10 protein-coding genes are annotated in these 19,041 nt (G+C 63.9%); 9 read left to right on the plus strand and 1 reads right to left on the minus strand.

Annotated features, from left to right (window positions below; all coding sequences use genetic code 11):
- Positions 1–523 precede the first annotated feature (523 nt).
- The 8 genes from ACVOMB_RS11780 (at position 524) to ACVOMB_RS11815 (ending at position 14,015) form a co-directional block, all read left to right on the plus strand.
- On the plus strand, positions 524–2,698 hold the full coding sequence (locus ACVOMB_RS11780; RefSeq protein ID WP_481531350.1) for a TonB-dependent receptor: 2,175 nt from the start codon (positions 524–526) through the stop codon (positions 2,696–2,698).
- A 431-nt stretch (positions 2,699–3,129) separates the two neighbouring features.
- A complete protein-coding gene (locus ACVOMB_RS11785; RefSeq protein ID WP_481531351.1) occupies positions 3,130–5,388 on the plus strand; it encodes a TonB-dependent receptor in 2,259 nt (752 codons plus the stop codon).
- Between the two features lie 20 nt (positions 5,389–5,408).
- Entirely contained in the window at positions 5,409–6,665 is a 1,257-nt protein-coding gene (locus tag ACVOMB_RS11790; RefSeq protein ID WP_481531352.1) for a serine hydrolase domain-containing protein, read from the plus strand.
- Complete coding sequence (locus ACVOMB_RS11795; protein WP_481531353.1) at positions 6,662–7,603, plus strand: ribokinase; 942 nt, start codon at positions 6,662–6,664, stop codon at positions 7,601–7,603. Before ACVOMB_RS11790 ends, ACVOMB_RS11795 begins: the two co-directional genes overlap by 4 nt.
- 37 nt (positions 7,604–7,640) lie before the next feature.
- Positions 7,641–9,830: a formylglycine-generating enzyme family protein gene (locus tag ACVOMB_RS11800; protein ID WP_481531354.1), complete on the plus strand. Its 2,190-nt coding sequence runs from the start codon at positions 7,641–7,643 to the stop codon at positions 9,828–9,830.
- Entirely contained in the window at positions 9,827–11,683 is a 1,857-nt protein-coding gene (locus ACVOMB_RS11805) for a glycoside hydrolase family 127 protein (protein WP_481531355.1), read from the plus strand. Before ACVOMB_RS11800 ends, ACVOMB_RS11805 begins: the two co-directional genes overlap by 4 nt.
- 162 nt (positions 11,684–11,845) lie before the next feature.
- Positions 11,846–13,039, plus strand: a complete 1,194-nt coding sequence (locus tag ACVOMB_RS11810; RefSeq protein WP_481531356.1) for a CoA transferase — start codon at positions 11,846–11,848, stop codon at positions 13,037–13,039.
- A 13-nt stretch (positions 13,040–13,052) separates the two neighbouring features.
- Positions 13,053–14,015 (plus strand): transaldolase, encoded by a 963-nt coding sequence (locus ACVOMB_RS11815; protein WP_481531357.1) that lies wholly within the window; start codon positions 13,053–13,055, stop codon positions 14,013–14,015.
- Between the two features lie 297 nt (positions 14,016–14,312).
- Here ACVOMB_RS11815 and ACVOMB_RS11820 read toward each other — a convergent pair whose 3' ends face one another.
- Positions 14,313–15,728 (minus strand): coniferyl aldehyde dehydrogenase, encoded by a 1,416-nt coding sequence (locus ACVOMB_RS11820; RefSeq protein ID WP_481531358.1) that lies wholly within the window; start codon positions 15,726–15,728, stop codon positions 14,313–14,315.
- Positions 15,729–15,924: 196 nt separating this feature from the next.
- Here ACVOMB_RS11820 and ACVOMB_RS11825 point away from each other — a divergent pair, with 196 nt between their 5' ends.
- A complete protein-coding gene (locus tag ACVOMB_RS11825) occupies positions 15,925–18,711 on the plus strand; it encodes a TonB-dependent receptor plug domain-containing protein (protein ID WP_481531359.1) in 2,787 nt (928 codons plus the stop codon).
- Positions 18,712–19,041: the final 330 nt, after the last annotated feature.

A 19,041-nucleotide genomic window follows, 5' to 3' on the forward strand; every position in this document is an offset into this window, starting at 1 on the left:
CCCCCCCCCCCGCCCCCCCCCCCCCCCCCCCCCCCCCCCCCCCCCCCCCCCCCCCCCCCCCCCCCCCCCCCCCCCCCCCCCCCCCCCCCCCCCCCCCCCCCCCCCCCCCCCACTACAGCTCCCTCCCTTTTGCGGAGCAAAGGGGAGGGTTGGGGAGGGGTAAGCCCTCCTGCCTCCGATTTCGCCGTGGCTTCGCGGCTTACGCCGCTCCTACATGGGGCGTCGTCTGCCGGATACATCCCAGTGAAGCCCATGCCGAGCATGGCTCGGCACTACAGGTGCTCTGCCGCCGTCACCCAATCGCAACAAACCCTAGGCTTTGAACATACACAGGTGCGCTTCTATCGCGCCGAGGGCCCGCCTAGGCTTCGCCCAACGTCGGAGTTGCGCCCGGTGCCCGCATGGTCGGGGACCGGAACCAACAAACGGCAGGATCAAAGGGGCGCCAGTCCCCATCGCATTTTGGCTCTGCCGGCTCCCAGGCCGGTCGCGTCACACATTCAAACCTGGGGGAGAGAACAACATGATCAAGCCACTTTCGGCCGCCATCAGCGCCGTGCTGCTCGCCAGCGCGATGAGCCCGGCCTTTGCACAAGACGCCGCAACCACGCTGGACCAGGTGATCGTCACCGGTACCCGCACCCCGGTTGCCATCGACAAGGTTCCGGGTGCTGTCACCCTGATCAGCCCGGAGCAGGTGCAGCGCACCCTGAATCTGACCGAAGACGCCACTGCCGTGCTCGCACGCATGGTGCCGGGCTATTCCGAATCCTCGCAGGCGATGAGCAACTCCGGTGAGACCTTGCGCGGTCGCGTCGCGCTGCGCCTGTTCGACGGCGTGCCGCAGGGCTCGCCGCTGCGCGAAGGCAGCCGCAACGGCACCTTCACCGACATGGGCGTGATCGGCCGGATCGAAGTCATCAACGGCCCGTCGGCTGCTGAAGGCATCGGCGGCGCCGGTGGCGTGATCAATTACCTGTCCAAGAACCCGGACGTGGCTGGCCACGAAACCACCGTCACCACCCGTTACAGCAGCCAGTTCAAGGACGACAGCGCGCAGTCCAAGATCGGTGTCACCCACGCCTTCAAGGGCGACGCGGTCGACTACCTGATCAGCGGCGCTTACATCGACCGTGGCATCGCCTACGACGGCGACGGCCGCCGCGTTGGCCTGAACACCTCCGGCTCGCTGTCCGATTCGTACAGCAAGAACCTGTTCATGAAGGGTGGCTACAACTTCGGCGAAGGCCAGATGCAGCGCATCCAGGCCAGCTACAGCAACTTCCACATCGGCGGCAAGCACAACTACATCCCGGTGGAAGGTTGCCGTTTTGATGCGGTCGAGTGCCCGAACCCGACCACCAATACCGCTGAAAAGGGCTCGATTGCCGGCTCGCTGGCCGAGTTCAACGATTTCGAACAGTTCGCGGCGAAGTACACCAATGCCGACTTCTTCGGCGGCGACCTGAGCGTTGATGCGTACTGGGCCAAGCAGGCCATGCGCTACGTGCCGGAAAACGGCGACGACCGTCAGCTGACCAAGCCGGCCCCGACCGATGACGCCCTGCGCATCTGGGACCAGTCGGAAATCAACAGCGAGAAGAAGGGCCTGCGCTTCGGCTACGCCTATGGCGACCTGTTCAAGGTGGAAGGCCTGCGCCTGCGTGCCGGCCTGGACCTGGTGGAAGACACCGCCGAGCAGCGCCTGGCGCTGACCAACCGCCTGTGGGTGCCGCCGATGAAGTACACCAGCATCGCGCCGTACGCGCAGCTGAGCTGGGACATCGGTCCGGTGACGCTGGATGCCGGCATCCGCCGCGAAGACGGTCAGCTGGAAATCGACAGCTACACCACCGTTGCCTTCCGCGACCACACTCCGGTGCAGGGCGGCAAGATGGATTACAAGGCCAACATGCCCAACTTCGGTGCGATCTGGCGCATCACCGACCAGTGGTCGGTGTTCGCTTCGTACTCCGAAGGCTTCGGCATCGCCAACGTCGGCATCCCGCTGCGCAACATCCAGGCCAACAGCCCGTGCAAGGCCGTGTCCTGCATCGCTGATCTGCAACCGCTGATCACCGAGAACAAGGAAATCGGCTTCAACTGGCGTGGCGCCCAGGGCCAGATCGGTGCATCCGTGTACCGCTCGACCTCGGACTTCGGCTCCACCCTGACCATCGACAAGGCCACCGACGACTTCATCCTGACCCGCGCACCGGTCGAGATCGAAGGCTTCGAGTTGAACAGCGCCTGGACCTTCAACGAGCAGTGGAAGGCCAGCTTCCTGTACTCGCGCATCCGTGGCCAGACCCAGTACTACCCGGGTTCGGGCCTGAAGAAGGAAATGGGCATCCTCGACATCTCGCCGGACAAGGTGAATGCCTCGGTGACCTGGACCCCGACCGATACCCTCAACGCAACCCTGGGTGTCAGCAAGACCTTCAGCCGCGACCTGCGTGAGACCTTCGTCAATCCGGCCAACAATGCCGTCTACAAGAACGAAGAGAACACCTATGGCTACGCGCTGTGGGACCTCAGCGTGAACTACGACATCGGCCGTTACGGCCAGCTGGCACTGGGCGTCGAAAACCTGTTCGACAAGCAGTACGTGCTGACCTGGTCGCAGCTGCCGGGCTGGCAGAACTACTTCTCCGGCCGCGGCCGGATGGTGTCGCTGACCCACACGTTCAAGTTCTGATAGCTGCAGTTTGAAGGCGGCGCCACAGGCAACTGTGGCGCCGTTTTTTTGTTGCTGTTTGTAGGAGCGGCGTCAGCCGCGAAGCTGGAGAAAGCAACCGCTCCCGCACGTCCTGCAATTGCAGACATCTCGTTGCCGGAACGGTCGCATGCTTCGCGGCTTACGCCGCTCCTACAAGAGCAACGGCCAGCGGCAGCAAGAAAACCTTTCTTGTTGCACCGCAAGAAAAAACCGCAGCTTGTTTCAAGCAACAAAACCTCACGTCTGAAGCTAGCCCCCCCGCCTTCAATGCACCTCTGTCCACGCCTAGGCTGGCTTTGTCGGGGAGTTGCGTCGGGAGGGATGCAGCAGCCAACAGAAGTATCGGAATGCCGCAGTCCGCGGCAGTAGTTCATGCACGTCTTATCTAAAACAAAAACGAGATAAACACCATGAAGAAGGTACCGGTAGCGTTGGGGGTTCTGGTTCTGGCTGCAGCGATAAGCAGCAGCGTGCAGGCCCAGCAGATGCAGGCAGCAAACGAAGACGATAGCCGCAGCGCTGGCAAGCGCGCGCAGGACAAGAAAGCTACCGAGCTTGACCGGGTCATCGTCACCGGCGTGCGTGCGCCCAAGGCGGTGGACAAGATCCCCGGCGCCATCACCATCATCACCCCGGAAGAGATCAAGCAATCGCTGATCATCACCGAGGACAACACCGCGGTACTGGCGCGTACGATTCCCGGCTATGCCGAATCCTCGCAGGCGATGACCAACTCCGGTGAATCGCTGCGTGGGCGCATTCCGCTGCGTCTGTTCGACAGCATCCCGCAGGGCTCGCCACTGCGCGAAGGCACCCGCAACGGGACCTTCACCGACATGGGCGTGATCGGCCGCATCGAAGTCATCAACGGCCCGTCCGCTGCCGAAGGCATCGGCGCTACCGGTGGCGTGATCAACTACATTTCCAAAGTACCTGAGCAGATCGGCAGCGAGACCACCATCAGCGCCCGTTACCAGACCCAGTTCAACACCGACAGCGTTGGCTGGAAGCTGGGCTTGAGCCATGCAATCAAGCAGGACAATTACGACTTCCTGGCCAGCGCCTCGCAGCTGGAGCGCGGCATGGCCTATGACGCCAAGGGCCGCAGCATCGGCATGAACTCCAGCGGTTCGCTGGCCGATTCGCAGTCGCGCAACCTGTACATGAAGGGCGGTTACAACTTCGGCGAGGATGGCGAACAGCGCCTGCAGGCCACCTATAGCAACTTCAACATCGACGGCAACGGCGACTACATCCAGCTGGTCGGCTGCAAAGGCCCCAATGACTGGCCGCCCTGCGACACGCCGGTACCGAATACTTCGATCAAGGGCCACATCGACGGCCAGCGCGATGCACTCAACAAGTTCATCCAGTACAGCCTGCAGTACACCCACAACGACTTTTACGGTGGCACGCTGGATCTGGTCGGCTTCCAGGCCAAGCAGGGCATGCGCTTCCTGCCCGAGAACGGCGCCGACCGTCAATTGGTGAAGCCGGCACCGGCGGACGATGCCGATCGCATCTTCGACCAGTCCGAAATCCAGTCGAAGAAGAAGGGCCTTCGCACCTCGTGGACGCGCCCCAGCATCTTCGCCGTGGACGGACTGGAACTGCATACCGGCGTGGACTTCGTGCAGGACGTGGCACAACAGCGGCTGGTGATGACCGACCGCGTGTGGGTGCCACCGATGGACTACCGCAGCGTGGCGCCGTACGCGCAGCTGTCCTGGGATATTGGCCCGGTAACGGTCAGCGGCGGCTTCCGCCGCGAGAACGGCAAGCTCGACATCGACAGCTACACCACCGTGGCCTACCGCAACAGCGTGTTCGTCGAAGGCGGCACCCTGGACTACACCGCCAACCTGCCCAACCTGGGCGCAATCTGGCGCGTCACCGATGAATTCTCGTTGTTCACCGCCTACAGCAAGGGCTTCACCTTGCCGGATATCGGCATCCCGCTGCGCAACGTGAACTACACCGGGCAATCGGTGGCCGGCATCCTCGACCTGCAGGCGATCATCGTCGACAACATCGACATCGGCTTCAATTGGCGCGGCTCGCGCGGTGCGCTGAGCGGCAGCTGGTACCACTCCACCTCGGATTTCGGTGCCTCGCTGGAAGTGGACCCGCTGACCAGCGACTTCATCATGACCCGCGCCCCGACCGACATCAAAGGCATCGAGCTCACCGGCGAATTCCGCTTCACCGACACCTTCAAGATCACCGGCCTGTATACCCACCTGCGCGGCTGGACCTCGTTCTGGGGACCGGACCCGCAAGGCCGCTACGACGCCGGCCCGTTGAAGAAGCCGATGGGCATCTTCGATGCGACGCCCGACAAGATCAACATGGCGCTGGTGTGGAAGGCACTGCCGAATCTGGATGCCACCCTCGGCGTCAGCATGCTGCGCGACCGTCACCTGACCAGCTCGGCGGTGCGTCCGTATGACGGTGAAGAGTACGACTACGACGAAAAGATCAACGGCTACACGCTATGGGATCTGGGCATGAATTATGATTCCGGGCGCTTCGGCACGTTCTCGCTGGGCGTGGACAACCTGTTCAACAAGTACTACATCCTCAGCGGCTCGCAGGGCGATGGCTGGCAGAACTACTGGGCCGGTCGCGGCCGCGTGGTGTCGCTGAGCTATTCGTATACGTTCCGCTGATGAACGCAGGAGTGCCCGCCATGCAACACCACATCGCAACTCCGCGCAGCACCCGCTGGCTGCGCAGCGGCGTCGCACTCCTGCTGTGCCTGTCCGCACCGCTGTTGCACGCTGATGAGCGCTGGCAGCGGCTGGATGGCTTTCTGCAGGCAAGCACCGCACCGGGCCAGTTCCCGGGTGCGGTTGCCATCGTCGAATACAACGGCAAGATCGCGTTCCAGAGCCACTACGGCCATGCCGACAGCAGCCGTACGCGACCGCTGCAAGCCGACAGCATCTTCCGCATCTATTCGATGACCAAGCCAGTGACTTCGGTTGCCGTGCTGATGCTGCTGGAAGAAGGCAAGCTGTCGTTGGACGATCCGCTGTCGCGCTACCTGCCTGAGTTCGCGGATCGCAAAGTGGTGACCGGCGGCGACCTGCAACATCCGCACACCGAAGATGCGCCGCGTGCTATCACCCTGCGCCATTTGCTTACCCATACCAGTGGCTTCGCAGCGGCGTCGGATACGCACCGCGTGGCGACCAAGCTGTTGACCGCAGCTGATGTGGATAGCGCTACTTCGCTGCAGGATGTTGCACATCGCCTAGCTGCGCTGCCGTTGGCCGATGCGCCCGGCACCCACTTCCATTACGAAGGCAGCAATACCGATCTGCTGGCACGCGTGGTCGAAGTGGTCAGCGGCCAGCCGTTCGCGCAGTTCCTGCAGCAACGCATCTTCAGCCCGTTGGCGATGCATGACACCGGCTTTGAAGTTCCGGCAGCGCAGCGCGGTCGCGTGGTCGAACTGCCGACCAGCAACGACGATGGCAGTCTGCGCGTGGCCGATACGCGCAGCGCGCGTAACCCGGGCGTGCGCCTGAAGGGCTACGACAGCGGCGCAGGCGGCCTGTATTCCACTGCCGCCGACTACCTGAAGTTCGCCCACATGCTGCTCGATGATGGCCGCAGTGGAAAGCAGCAGCTGCTGTCGCGCAAGACCGTCGATCTGATGTTGAGTGACCAGCTCGGCGGTTTCGAGCCGGCCATCACCAGCTATGGCGCAGGCGAAGGATTCGGCCTGGGCGGCTACGTCATCACCAATCCCGCCTATCGCGGCAAGCTCGGCAACGTCGGGCAGTTTGGCTGGTCCGGTGCGGCATCCACCTACTTCACCATCGATCGCAAGGAGAAGCTGGTGGCGATCCTGCTGATGCAATACCTGCCCAGCGGCGACAAAGCCCTCGCTTCGCCTTCCACCCGTTTCTACAACCTCGTTTATCAGGCTATTCCATGAGCTCCACCGTTCTTGTCGCCGGCTCGGCCAATCTCGATTTCGTGGTGCGCGCGGCACATGTACCGGCACCGGGCGAAACCGTGCTCGGCCGCGAATTCCGCACCTTCCCCGGTGGCAAGGGTGCAAACCAGGCCGTTGCCTGCGCGCGTGCCGGTGGCGCTGCCACGCAGATGCTGCTGGCCTTGGGTGCGGATGATTTCGCCAAACCCATCGAGGCCTCGTTGAACGATGCCGGCGTGGTGCTGCACACCGTGCGTGATGCGCAGCTGCCGACCGGCACTGCCTTCATCTGCCTGTCCGATGACGCCGAGAACGCAATCACCGTCGCCCCCGGCGCCAACATGGCCTTGCTGCCCGAACACCTGCCGTCGCTGGAAGGCGTGCAATGGCTGCTGCTGCAGCTGGAGTCGCCGCTGGCCTCGGTGCAGGCCTATGCCGTCGCCGCTCGCGCCGCCGGGGTGAAAGTTGCCTTGAATGCTGCGCCTGCGCAGGTGTTGCCGGCCGAGCTGCTCGCACAGCTGGACATGCTGATCGTCAACGAAGGCGAGCTCGATGTGGTTGCCGGCAACCCACCGGATCTGGCAAGCGGCTTGGCGCGTCTGGATGTTCCCTGCGTGATCGTGACCCTCGGCGCGCGCGGTTGCCTGGCCCGCATCGATGGCGAGATTCTGCTGCAGCCGGCGTTCTCGATCTCGCCGGTAGATACCACCGCCGCAGGCGACACCTTCTGCGGCACCTTGATTGCCCTGCTCGCCCGCAATGCGCCGCTGCAGCAGGCCCTGCTCGCCGCCAGCGCGGCCTCGGCACTGGCCTGTACGCGCCTGGGTGCACAATCCAGTATTCCCGAACATGCCGAAGTACAGGCGCTGCTGGCCGACGCCGGCCGCCTGCCCGGTACCGACGCCCATGCCGCGCTTGCGGCATGGTGCGCGCTGTAACCGTTACGCCTCCCCCCGTTTTTGTTGGATGACTGCCATGACCTCCCCCTACCCCGCCCCCGATTACGACAACGATTCCTCCGATCATGGGCGTGAGGTGATCCACACCGAGTACAAGTTCTCGCACGTCACCACCGGCCGCTACCTGCCCACCCCGGGCAAGGCACCGGCATGGCCGTTCGCCGATATAGGCAGCTGGATGATCGATGCCAATGCCAGCGCCGCCGACTGGTTGACCGAGCTGAAGGACTGGCGTCAGGAACACCTGGTTCGCATCGGCTACACCGACGTCAACTACCGCCGCCCGGAACTGCAGTGGGCGCAGCGCAACTTCGTGCACGCGCAGATGATGGTCGAGGACCGTTATTTCTTCGACGTGGAAACCGCGCAGTACACCGTCGACAAGTACCTGGACGATCTGATCGAACGCTTCGGTGGTCTGGACTCGGTATTGATCTGGTACATCTACCCGAACATCGGCATCGACGACCGCAACCAGTTCGATCTGGCACATACGCTGCCGGGCGGTCTCGAAGGTTTGACCGCTGCGGTGAAGGCATTCCAGAAGCGCGGCGTGCGCGTGTTCCTGCCGGCCAAGCCGTGGGATCACGGCACCCGTGACCCGGGCGTCACCCATTGGGATGGCCTGGCCGAGATCATCAAGGCCACCGGTGCCGACGGCATCAACGGCGACACCTTCAACGGCGTGCCGCGCGCGTTCTTCGACGCCTGCGATGCCAATGGCAACCCGGTGGTGGTGCAGCCCGAATCCACCATCAGCTCGGAAGAGCAGCTGATCTGGAACGTGCAGAGCTGGGGCAAGAAGGCACCCGATGGTCCGGTGCCGCCGGTATCCAAGTGGAAGTGGCTGGAGCCGCGCCACATGGTCAACTACGAAAACCGCTGGGGCCGCAACCGCAACCACGACCTGCAGTACTGCTTCTTCAACGGCATCGGCTACAACGCCTGGGAAAACATCTGGGGCATCTGGAACCAATTCACCGCCCGCGATGGCGAAACCCTGCGCCGCATCGCGTCGATCTATCGCCAGTTCCCGGCGTTGATCGTTGCGATGGACTGGGAGCCGTACCAGGTCTGCTACCAGGGCGGTATTTTCGCCAGCAAGTTCCCGATCGACGGCCTGAGCCTGCACACCTTGATCAACCGCAACGAGTACGCGGTCAACGGTGAGCAGATCGGTCTGCCGCATGTGGACGGCACCCGTTACTACGATGTCTGGCACGGCGTGGAACTGTCGCCGGCCGTGCGTGATGGCATGGCCATCATCGAGCTGCCGATGGAAGCGCGTGGCTTTGGCGCGGTACTGAGCGTGCAGCCGGGCACTGTGGTCGATGGCCTGGATGCATTCCTGATCGAAGCCGCCAAACGCGCCGAGCAGCCACTCAATAGTTTCTCCGGCGCATGGAAGGCGATTCCGCAGCAGCTGCGCGAGATCCCGGCCACCGCCGCGCAGGCTGCCGCGCCGACCGGCATGGTCACCATTCCGGCCGGCGAGTTCGTGTTCGCAGTCGGCGGCATCGAGATCGAAGGCTTCAACTGGGCCGGCCAGGACGTGCAGTTCCCGTGGGAAGACTGCCCGCGTCGCCACCACCGCAAGCTGATGCAGATGGACGCGTTCCATATCGATCGGCATCCGGTCACCAATGCGCAGTTCAAGGCCTTCATCGATGCCACCGCGTATCGCCCGGCCGATGACATCAACTTCCTCGCCCATTGGGTCGATGGTGCACCGCGTGCCGGCTGGGACAACAAGCCGGTGATCTGGGTGTCGCTGGAAGACGCACGCGCCTACGCCGCGTGGGCCGGCAAGCGCCTGCCGCACGAATGGGAATGGCAGTACGCCGCGCAGGGCAACGATGGCCGCACCTATCCGTGGGGCAACGACTGGGACCAGAGCCGCGTGCCGCAGGTCAACCGTGGTCGCCGCCTGCTGGCACCGGCCGATGTCGATGCGCATCCGCAGGGCGCCAGCCCGTTCGGCGTCGAGGACCTGGTCGGCAATGTGTGGCAGTGGACCGATGAGTTCAGCGACGAGCACACCCGTGCGGCGATCCTGCGCGGTGGCTCCAGCTACCAGCCGCAGACCTCGCATTGGTACTTCCCGCAGGCCTATCGTCTGGACCAGCACGGCAAGTACCTGCTGATGGCACCGGCCAAGGACCGCAGCGGCATGCTCGGCTTCCGTTGCGTGGTGGACGCGGCATGACCGCGGCCATCACCATCGGCCAGCAGCTGATCACACCAGCTGCGGTGAAGCTCGACGGTGTGTTCGGGCAGATGCTGGCAGCCAACCGCAGCGGCCGCCTGAGCCACTTCATCGTCGATGAAGCCAGCCCGTCGATCAGCATCTTCGGCCAGGCGCACAAGCAGCAGAACCAGGAAGGCGACTGGTACGGCGAACACGCCGGCAAGTGGCTGTCGGCCACCGCGCGCGCAGTCGCACAGGGCGGCCAGCCCGAGTTGGAAGCCAACCTGCGCCGCGTCGCCGATTGGCTGATCAGCCAGCAGGACGAGGACGGCTATCTCGGCAACTATGCCGCCGACCGCCGTTTCACCGTGCCGCAGCCGCCAAAGCCCGAGAGCTGGAACGGCGAACCGGCGCTGCGCACCTGGGACATCTGGACCCACAGCTACCTGATCCTCGGCTTCCTCGAGACCTGGCGCGCACTGGGCGATGACAGCTACCTGCAGGCCGCGCGGCGCATCGCCGACCTGTGCTGGCAGGCCCTGGAATCAGGTATCGACATCACCACGCTGGGCAACCACCACGGCATGTCGGCGACGGTGCTGCTGGACCCTGCCGCCGATCTGTACCTGGTCACCGGCGAGCCGCGCTATCTGGCGCTGGCCGAGAAGATCCTGCAGCAGGCCAACGCCAATCCGCGTCTGGCCCTGCTCGACAAGGGCATCGCCAACGAAGATGCCGCCTTCATCGCCACCGGCAAGGCCTACCAGCTGTCGTGGAATCTTGTCGGCCTGGCCAAGCTGTACAAGGCCACCGGCAAGGCCGATTACAAGCTGGCCATCGACAACCTGTGGAACAACATCCGCGAGCAGCACCTGACCCTGGGCGGTGGCCCGTGGGGCGGCGTGGCGCATCGCTCGCGCGAAGTGTTCAACGCACCGCGCACGTTCTTCCCGCAGGCCTACGTGGAAACCTGCTCGGTGCTGGCGTGGATGCAGCTCAACCGTGAGCTGCTGGCCATCAGCGGCCACGCGCGTTACGCCGATGAGCTGGAACGCACCGCTTACAACGACCTGCTGGCAGCGATGGCACCGAATGGCGAGGACTGGTGCTACTACACCTTCCCCAACGGCAAGCGCGTGCATACGACGTACTGGCGTTGCTGCAAGTCGTCCGGCGCGATGGCGGTGGAAGAGCTGCCGCAGATCGCCTATGGCGTCGCTGCCGACGGCGGGCTGCGGGTGAACCTGTACGGTGCCGGCGAAGCCACGCTGGCCCACGCAGAAGCCGGCAAGGTGGTGCTGCAGCAGCAGACCCGCTATCCGTTCAATGGCGATATCAGTCTGCGGGTCACGCCCGAGCACAGCGCCAGTTTCAGCATCGGCCTGCGCATCCCGGCCTGGGCCGAGGATGCGCGCATCCAGGTCAATGGCGTCAATGTGCCGGTACAGCTCGGCGCGGATGGCTACGTGCAGCTGCAGCGTCAGTGGCAGGCCGGAGATCTGGTCAGCGTGCAGCTGCCGATGCAGCCGCAGCTGCACCACGCCGCCAATATCAATGTGCAGGAATCGCGTGCGCCCGACGGCTCACCGGTGGCGCAGGAAGTGCTGCGCTGGGAATACGTCGGCCTGAGCTACGGCCCGCTGGTCTATGCGACCACGCTGATCGATGGCTTCAAGACCGATGAGACAGTGAAACTGCCAGAAGGTGATCCTTCGCGCTGGCTGCAGGTGGGCCAGGACCAGGGTGAAGGCGCGACGGTGACGATGCAGCTGCAAAGCCGCGCGCCACTGGTGTTCGAGCCCTATTACCGCTGTGGTGGCCGTGTGCACGATGTCTGGCGCCTGAGCTGGCTGTCATTGGCCCCGCAATAAGCCTGTCGCCGCTGTCTGTCACCCAAAGTGGTGCAGGCAGCGGTGGTTTTGACGGCGATGACACCGCGATACCTGCTTTTTGTCCTCGCTGAAAATACCCGCACGATATGTTTCTTCCCACCCTCCGGGAGGAAACTGCAATCAAGGATTCGAGTGCAGCCCATGTCAGCAAGCAACAACCCATCTCCGTTCGACATCGCCCAGCGCGATGGTGCCCGTGGCCCGCTCAGCGGCGTGCGTGTGCTGGACCTGAGCGCCTATATCGCCGGGCCTTACGGCTGCACCCTGTTGGCCGACCAGGGCGCGGAAGTTATCAAGGTGGAACCACCGGTTGGCGACAACCTGCGCAAGTACCCGTCGACATTGGAAGCGGAAAGCCGCGCCTTCCTCGGCGTGAACCGCTCCAAGCGCGGCGTGGTGCTGGACCTGAAGGAAACCGACCAGCGTGCGGTGCTGATGCGCCTGGTGCGCGAGGCCGACGTACTGGTGCACAACTTCCGCCCCAGCGTGCCGGCACGGCTCGGCATCGATTTTGAAAGCCTGAACAAGATCAACCCGCGGCTGGTGTACTGCGCGGTCACCGGTTACGGCGAGGACGGTCCGCTCAAGGACAAGGCCGGCTACGACCAGGTGCTGCAGACCATGACCGGCATGTGCGCGATGCAGGGCAAACCCGGCGGCGCGCCGGAAATCCTGTACGGCTCGGTGGTCGATTATTACGCCGCCGCGCTGGTTGCCGCAGGCGTGTCCTCAGCGCTGTTCGAACGTGAACGCAGTGGCGAAGGCCAGTACGTGGGCGTGTCGTTGCTGCGCAGCGCGCTGACCATGCAGTCGGCACGGATGATCTGGGCCGAAGGCGAGCCGGAAGGCGTGGGCCGCGACATGCGCTCCGGCGGCGTCACCGGCATCCACCCGACCGCGCAGGGCCATCTCTACATCTCCGCCAATACGCCGCGCTTCTGGCAGGCGCTGTGCGACAAAATCGGCCTGCCGGCGATGGGCAGCGAGCCGCGCTATGACACCGTGCGCAAGCGCGCCGAGCATTCCGACGAACTGCTGGCCAAGCTGCATGCCGCGCTGGCCGCACGCAGCGCGCTGGAGTGGGAAGCGTTGTTCGGCGAAGAAGTCCCCTGCGCCGCTGCGCGCAAGGTCGAGGATATGTTCGAGCACCCACAGGTGCTGGCCGAGGAAATGATCACCACCCTGCAGCATCCCTTGCTGGGCAGCTATCGCGGCATCACCCGTCCCATCGTGTTTGGTCGCACGCCCGGCCCGCAGCCGTTCGCCGCGCCGACCTTCGACCAGGACACCGCTGCTGTCATCGCCGCCGCCGATGCTGGCGACACCACCGCCTGATCCGGAGCACATCATGAGCATTGCATCCAAGCTCGCGCAGCTGCGCGAACTGTCCGTCGTCGTCGCCGATACCGGCGATTACGACGCCATCAAGCGCCTGCGCCCGGTCGACTGCACCACCAACCCGACCCTGGTGAAAAAAGCCCTCGACCTGCCGGTCTATGCCGGCCTGATCGAGCGCGAGCTGCAGTGGGGCCGGGCTCAAGCCGGTGACAGGCAGGCGGTTGCCAATGCCGTGGTCGATCGTTTGACCGTCGGCGTCGGCACGATGCTGGCTGAGCTGGTGCCGGGCCGTGTTTCCACCGAAGTGGATGCCGACCAGGCGCACAACACCGAGGCGACGATTGCCAAGGCGCGCGAGTTCATCGCCATGTACGAAGCGGCCGGCGTGCCGCGCAGCAAGGTGCTGATCAAGATCGCCGCGACCTGGGCCGGCGTGGAAGCCGCGCGCGTGCTGCAGGCCGAAGGCATCGACTGCAACCTGACCCTGATCTTCAACCCGACCCAGGCCCTGGCCTGCTCGGAAGCCGGTTCGTTCCTGATCTCGCCGTTCGTCGGCCGGATTCTGGATTGGTACGTGGCCAACGGCCAGGCACCGGCCAACATCGACGAAGACCCGGGCGTGGTATTCGTGCGCGGCGTGTTTGCCGAGTTCAAGCGTCGTGGTTCCAGCACCGTGGTGATGGGTGCATCGTTCCGCTCGACCGCGCAGATTGAAGCGCTGGCCGGTTGTGACCGCCTGACCATCTCGCCGGATCTGCTGGAGAAGCTGGATGCCGATTTTGGTGAGCTGCCGCGCAGGCTGATGGCCGGCGCTGCTGAAGCGCTGAACGTCGCTGCGATTGATGAAGCGAAGTTTGATGCGGATATGGAGGCCGATCCGATGGCTACGGAGAAGCTGGCTACTGGTATTGATGCGTTTGCCAAGGATCTGCAGACCTTGCGTCAGCGGATTTTGGATGAGTTGGACGGCTGAGCGGAGCTGGCCGATCAAGAAAATGCCTGACGTCTCCCTTCTCCCGCGCGCGGGAGAAGGTGGCCGAAGGCCGGATGAGGGGAGCTCTAAAAGCTTCTAAGGCTTCAAAAGCTTTTGCTCCACGTGCTTTCAGAGCGCCCTCACCCCAACCCCTCTCCCGCGCGCGGGAGAGGGGCTTTTAGATCGCATGCTTCTTGCAGGTTTTGGCTTCACCCCGCTTTTCGACACCCGGCTCCCTCTCCCTCGTGCCGGGGTCACCGCAGCCGGCCCCCCGTGCCTGGTTGCGGCTTTTCTACCTCAGCGCGAAATCATCTCGATGAAACGCGCGACCCGTGTGTAAGGCGGCCGCAGCAGATCACTGCCGGCCCTGCGGGTCTGCCACAGCACCGGCAGACGCTTGCTCATTGCATCGAAGCCGGCCTTGCCGTGGTACGCACCCATCCCGCTTGCGCCAACACCGCCAAACGGCAGGCCGTTGATCGCGAAGTGCAGCAAGGTGTCGTTGACGGTGACACCACCGGCAATGGTCTGGCCAACGATCTTCTCCACCGTCGCCTTGTCGTGGCTGAAGGGATACAAGGCCAAGGGCCGGTCGCGGCCATTGATGGTGGCAATGGCCTCGTCCAACGAACGATAGCTGCGGATCGGCAGGATCGGCCCGAAGATCTCGTCCTGCATCACCGTCGCGTCATCGCCCGGCTGCAGGATCAAGGTCGGCGGAAACAGCCGGTCGCGCCGCGAACGCTCCGCATCGATATCCGCCAACGGTAGCACCTGCAGGCCACGTGCACGCGCGTCATCTACATAGCCCTGCAGGCGCTGGTACTGGCCTTCGTTGATGATGCGGCTGTAGTCGGCGGCATCACTGAAATCGCCATAGCGCAGTCGCACCTGCGCGCGCAGCGCCGCAACCAGCGCATCTACCCGCGCTTCATCGATCAACACGTAATCCGGTGCGATGCAGGTCTGGCCGGCGTTGAACCACTTGCCGGTCGCCAAGCGTGCCGCCGCACCTTCCACCGGATAATCCGCAGCCACCAAGGCCGGTGACTTGCCACCCAGTTCCAGGGTCAGCGGGGTCAGATGCTGCGCGGCAGCGGCCATCACCTTGCGTCCAATCGCGGTTGAACCGGTAAACACCAGATGGTCGAACGGCAGGCCCGAGAACGCCGAGGCCACACTGGCATCGCCTTGCACCACCGCGACCCGATCCGCAGGAAATACCTCGGCCAACAAGGATTGCAGGAAGGCCGAACTGTTCGGTGTGTGCTCCGACGGCTTGAGCATCACGTGGTTGCCGGCGGCAATCGCGGTTGCCAACGGCACCAGCGCCAGATTGACCGGGTAGTTCCATGGCGAGATCACCCCGACAACGCCCACCGGCACCGGCCGTACCTGCGCCCGCGCCGGCCAGAAGCGCCAGCCCACACCTATCCGCTCCGGCTTCATCCAGCGGCGCAGATGCGAGAGCAGATGATCGATCTCGCCAGTGACGGTCATGCCGTCGGCGATCACCGATTCGTGTTTGGAGCGATGGCCGAAGTCCGCTGCTATCGCCTCGGTCATCTCCGGAATACGCGCTTTGAAGGCAGCGCGCAGACGACGCAGATCGTCGCGGCGCTGTATGTAGTCCGGTTTGCGCTGCTGCCATGCGCCACGCAGCCGCGTCAGCACAACCTGCAGGTCTTCGCCTTGGGTAACTACTGGATTCATCGGCATTGCTCCCGTAACGCGGGATCACGCTGCCGGCTTCGCATGCCTGTGCCGGAGCTGTGCGGAGTTCCGCATCCGTCCCCGGCCTTTCGTGCTATCGGCCCCGCCCCGCCTTCAACACCATGGAAAAAGGCGCCATTGCGCCCGACACGGCGGCAACAGAACCGCCAAACAAACGCCACACTCGGGAGGGAGTATGAGGGGTTTACCGAAACGCTGCACCATCGCCACGGCCATCGGCCTGGCGTTGTTACCGTGCCTGTCCATGGCCCAGCAAAGCGCGACTGGCGAAGGCGCCAAGACCTTGGACAAGGTCGAGGTCACCGGCTCGCGCATCAAGCGCACCGAGATCGAAGGCATCGACCCGGTGCAGATGATCACCGCCGAGGACCTGGAGCATCAGGGCTTCGCCAATGTCTACGATGCGCTGTCCAACATCACCGCCAATACCGGCGTATTCGTCGGCGAGGAAAGCACCAACAACTTCAACGCCAATGCACAGGCCTTGAACCTGCGTGGCTTCGGCCCCGGCTATACGCTGGTGCTGCTCAACGGCCGCCGCATTCCGATGCTGCCCAAGCCATCCGGCACGGTCGGCGGCAACGTCACCAACCTGGCGATGATCCCCACCTCGGCAGTGGACCGCATCGAGATCCTGACCAGCGGCGCCTCGGCCATCTACGGCTCGGACGCGGTAGCCGGCGTGGTCAACGTGATCCTCAAGGACAAGCTCGAGGGCACCACGCTCTCGTACCGGCATGGCGATACCGTGCATGGCGGCGGCCGCTCCGAGCGCGTGTCGGTCACCACCGGCTTTGAGTTCGGCGACACCCAGGTGAGCGCGGGTCTGGAATGGGACCGACGCTGGGCGATCAAGGGCAATCAACGCGACTGGTTCGACTCGCCCGAGCGCTCGCCCGACCCGGACTATCGCGGCGCCACCCAGGTGATGTCGTTCTGGGACCGCGACACCGGCTGGGACCTGCTGGACCTGAGCAAGCGCTGCCAGGCGCAGGGCTATGACTCCGTGCGCCCCGGCTGGGCCGGCAGCGGCAGCGAGAAGTACTGCGGCGACAACGATTTCGACAGCTACACCATCCGCAATGGCCGCAAGCGCCTGTTCGGTTTCCTCAACCTGACCCACAAGCTCGGCGAGCACGAACTGTATGCCACCGCGCTGAGCACCCGCTCGCGCGCCGAGGCTGGCATGTACCGCTATGGCTTCGCTGTGGATTACGAAGTGGTGGACGACATGCAGGCCGCCCAGCCCAACCCCATTGCGTGGCGCCATGCCTACCGCACCTTCCGCAACGACGAATTCCCCGGCAGCAACCAGGAGTTCAAGGAAGACAACGACGTCATCATTGCCGGCCTGCGCGGCGCGCTGGGCAAGTTCGATTACAGCGTGAACTACAACTACGGCCGCTACCGTTACCGCGATACGGTGGAACGCTTCAACGACAAGGCGATGCTGTCGCTGATGTTCGGCCAGCAGGGCCGCGACTGGTCCTTCCCCTGGGCTGGCAGCCGCTGGGTGCGGGTGGGCAAGAACCAGCTCGACGCCAGCTACGCACCGAACGCCAACATCGACTTCTTTGGTGACCTAACGCCCGAGATGTTCCGCGATGCCATGCACACCTCGGTCGGCGATGGCCGCTCAACCTCGCAATCGTTCAGTGCCGACCTGTCCGGCGAACTGTTCCAGCTGCCGGCCGGTCCACTGGCCTTTGCCGGTGTACTGGAAGCTACCCGCGACAGCTACAGCTTCATCACCGACCAGCCCACCGTCGATGGCGAGATCTATGGTTGGAGCGGCATCCGCGGCAAGGGCAAACGCAACCACTACGCGCTGGGTACCGAATTCTCGGTGCCGCTGCTGGCGGCCGGCTCCGGCTTCGGTCAGTGGGATGCCAAGCTGGCCGCACGCTACGACCACTACGACGATGCCTCCGACGTCGGCGGCGCATTCACCTGGCAGGCCGGCCTGAGTTGGCGGCCGAACGATTGGATGCTGTTCCGCGCTTCACACGCCACCTCGTTCCGCGCACCGGACATGCACGTGATGTTCGCCGAACGCAGCTCGTCCTATACCAGCGGTGTTGACTACCTCGGCTGCGTGCAGGGCGAGGGGCTGCAGCGTGGCCAGAACTGGCAGGCTTGCGGCAATGACTACGGCACCGGCTCGATCCGCCAATACTCCGAAGGCGACCCTGGCCTGCATGAGGAAAAAGGCAGCAGCGATACCATCGGCATGGTGGCGCAGATCGGCCAGAACCACTCGTTCACGCTGGACTGGTACCGGATCAAGCTGGAAGAACAGGTGGGCCTGATCGGTGCCGATGCGACCCTGCGCTATGCCGCGGAGTGCGCGTTGGGTTACGACCAGCAAGGTCTGGACGTGGACCCCAATTCGCCCAAGTGCCAGACCATGCTGGCAAGGGTGGAACGCGGTGGGCGCAATAACGACGTGCTGTCGGTGATCACCAGCCCGTTCAACACCGGCATGTACCAGCAGAATGGTATCGATGCGAGCTGGAGCTCAAGCCTGCCCACCAACAACTGGGGCAAGTTCTCCGCGCGCTTGAGCTATACCCACATCCTCAAGACCTTGAGCCGCTACCTGCCCGAGGACGCGCTGGAGAACATCCGCGACCGGCAGTGGAACAGCGAATTCCGCACGCGCTCCAACATGACCCTGGGCTGGGAATACAAGCGCGTATCCAGCTACCTGCACTTCAATCGCCTCGGCTCCTCGCCAGTGCGTTGGGCTGACCAGTACGAGCGCTTCAAACCGTGGATGACGGTGAATCTGTCGCTGGGCTACCGCGCCACCGAGCAACTGTCGTTCAACCTGGCAGTGGTCAACCTGTTCGACAAGACCCCGTACCGGCACTCGTCGGAAAAATGGTGGCCGTATGCGGACATCAGCAAGTACAACCCGGTGGGTACCGAGTACTTCATGACGGTGGAATACAAACTATAGAACCCGCTGGCTGATTGATTCCCTCAACCACCGCAGTGCTTTGTCGCTGCGGTGGTTTCTTTTTTCCTGGAATCTGCCGATCGATCGAGCTGCGCGATGATGCGCTGAAGACTTCGCAGTACGGGTAAGCGTGGTGCACCCGGATGTGCGAACCCGCTGGTTGCCAGCAGACTGCTGGTTCCTATTCCGATATCGCCACGCAGGTGAAGTTGTTCGCTTTGCTGCCTGCAGGTGGGCGCTTCGCGCCACCCTCTCCCCAACCCCTCTCCCCCAAGGGGAGAGGGGCTCAAGCTGCAACTGCTCGCATTGCTGAAACTCGCAGTGCACTAA

It is taken from the genome of Stenotrophomonas sp. STEN018, from assembly GCF_056760235.1.

Coding starts and splice junctions, on each gene's coding strand:
- ACVOMB_RS11820 (WP_481531358.1), bottom strand. CDS start 15,728: ATGAATCCAGTAGTTACCCAAGGCGAAGACCTGCAGGTTGTGCTGACG.
- ACVOMB_RS11810 (WP_481531356.1), top strand. CDS start 11,846: ATGTCAGCAAGCAACAACCCATCTCCGTTCGACATCGCCCAGCGCGAT.
- ACVOMB_RS11815 (WP_481531357.1), top strand. CDS start 13,053: ATGAGCATTGCATCCAAGCTCGCGCAGCTGCGCGAACTGTCCGTCGTC.
- ACVOMB_RS11780 (WP_481531350.1), top strand. CDS start 524: ATGATCAAGCCACTTTCGGCCGCCATCAGCGCCGTGCTGCTCGCCAGC.
- ACVOMB_RS11790 (WP_481531352.1), top strand. CDS start 5,409: ATGCAACACCACATCGCAACTCCGCGCAGCACCCGCTGGCTGCGCAGC.
- ACVOMB_RS11795 (WP_481531353.1), top strand. CDS start 6,662: ATGAGCTCCACCGTTCTTGTCGCCGGCTCGGCCAATCTCGATTTCGTG.
- ACVOMB_RS11825 (WP_481531359.1), top strand. CDS start 15,925: ATGAGGGGTTTACCGAAACGCTGCACCATCGCCACGGCCATCGGCCTG.
- ACVOMB_RS11785 (WP_481531351.1), top strand. CDS start 3,130: ATGAAGAAGGTACCGGTAGCGTTGGGGGTTCTGGTTCTGGCTGCAGCG.
- ACVOMB_RS11800 (WP_481531354.1), top strand. CDS start 7,641: ATGACCTCCCCCTACCCCGCCCCCGATTACGACAACGATTCCTCCGAT.
- ACVOMB_RS11805 (WP_481531355.1), top strand. CDS start 9,827: ATGACCGCGGCCATCACCATCGGCCAGCAGCTGATCACACCAGCTGCG.